Annotated in this window: 1 protein-coding gene; it reads left to right on the forward strand. The window is 65.7% G+C overall.

Going from position 1 to position 1,617, the window contains the following annotated elements:
- Window positions 1-247 precede the first annotated feature (247 nt).
- Entirely contained in the window at window positions 248-1,516 is a 1,269-nt protein-coding gene (locus ACFWAY_RS53720) for an IS110 family transposase (protein WP_378516534.1), read from the forward strand.
- The last annotated feature ends 101 nt before the right edge of the window (window positions 1,517-1,617 follow it).

Consider the following 1,617-nt stretch of genomic DNA (forward strand, 5'->3'; position numbering starts at 1 on the left):
CTAGCCAAATTGTCCCTGGTGGGACGCCCGTTCCGGGCTGAAAATGGTGTGGTGGTCGCCCGTCGACGCCGTCCCCCTATGGTTCTTCGAGGCCGTCATCTAGCCGGGCGTTGGGGATCACGCCGTGGGCCCTTCACTGTTGCCGTCTTTGTCGAGCACGAGGATTAGATTCCGTTTCACCCCGGTGATCCCCACGGGTGACCACGCCTGATCAATCGGTGTGTGCGCCGGTGAGGAGAGGACGACGATGCTGGTGGAATCGCACGACGAGGAACAGATCATCGCCCGGGTCGCGGCCCTGGATATCGGCAAGGCGGAGGTGGTGTGCTGCGTCCGGATCCCGGCAGAGGCTGGACGGAAGAAACGGTTGCAGGAGGTGTCCACGCATTCGACGATGACCCGGGCGTTGACCGAGCTCGCGAATCATCTGGTCGAGTTGGGTGTCGAGCGGGTGGTGATGGAGGCGACGTCGGATTATTGGAAACCGGTGTTCTATCTTTTGGAGGCGCACGGGCTCGATCCGTGGCTGGTCAACGCCCGCGACGTCAAACACCTGCCCGGTAGGCCCAAAACCGATGTCCTCGACTCGGTCTGGTTGTGCAAGGTCGCCGAACGGCAGATGCTGCGACCCAGCTTCGTGCCGCCCTGGCCGATCCGCCGGCTGCGGGACCTGACCCGCTACCGCACCGATCTCGTCGGGGCGCGCACGGCGGAGAAGAACCGGGTCGAAAAACTTCTCGAAAGTGCCTGCATCAAACTCTCGGTCGTGGCCTCGGATCTCTTCGGGGTATCCGGACGCGCGATGATGGACGCGTTGATCGCCGGCGAACGGGACCCGAAGGTCCTCGCCCAGCTGGCGCGGTCGAGGATGCGGACGAAGATCGCCCGGCTCGAGGAGGCGTTCAACGGGCACTTCGACAACCACCATGCCTTCCTGCTGGCCCGGATGCTGGGCCGGATCGACGCGATCGACACCGACATCGCCGCGGTCGACGAGCAGATCGAGGCGCAGCTGGCCCCTTTCTGGTCGGCGGCGGCACGCCTCGATGAGATCCCCGGCATCGGACCCGTCGCCGCCGCCGCCATTCTCGCCGAGGTAGGGGTGGACATGTCCCGGTTCCCCACCGCCGGGCACCTGTGTTCGTGGGCGAAATTCTCCCCCGGCATCAGCTCCTCAGCCGGCAAGTCCAAGGGCAACGGTGCCACCGGGCACGGCAACCGCTACCTCGCCCGCGCCCTCGGTGAGGCCGCCGTCGTGGCCGGCCGCACCGACACGTTCCTCGGTGCCCGCTACCGGCGGATCGCCAGACGACGGGGTAAGAAACGGGCCATCGTCGCCGTCGGCCGCTCCATCCTGGTCATCGTCTGGCACCTGTTCTCCGACGACCAGACCACCTTCCACGACCTCGGCCCCGACCACTACACCCGCCACATCAACCCGGACACCAAGAAACGCAACCACATCCGTCAACTCGAGGCCCTCGGCTACACCGTCACCCTCACCCCGGTCGCCTGACCCGCACAACAACACCACCACGACCTTCCCGGCTCCGCTACGTTCCGCCGGGACAACACACGTGCCGGCACCGCAGGCACGTCACCTCATTTTCGGATTAG

The organism is Rhodococcus sp. NPDC059968 (assembly GCF_042738615.1).
Classification (GTDB): Bacteria; Actinomycetota; Actinomycetes; order Mycobacteriales; family Mycobacteriaceae; genus Rhodococcus_F.

Coding starts and splice junctions, on each gene's coding strand:
- ACFWAY_RS53720 (WP_378516534.1), top strand. CDS start 248: ATGCTGGTGGAATCGCACGACGAGGAACAGATCATCGCCCGGGTCGCG.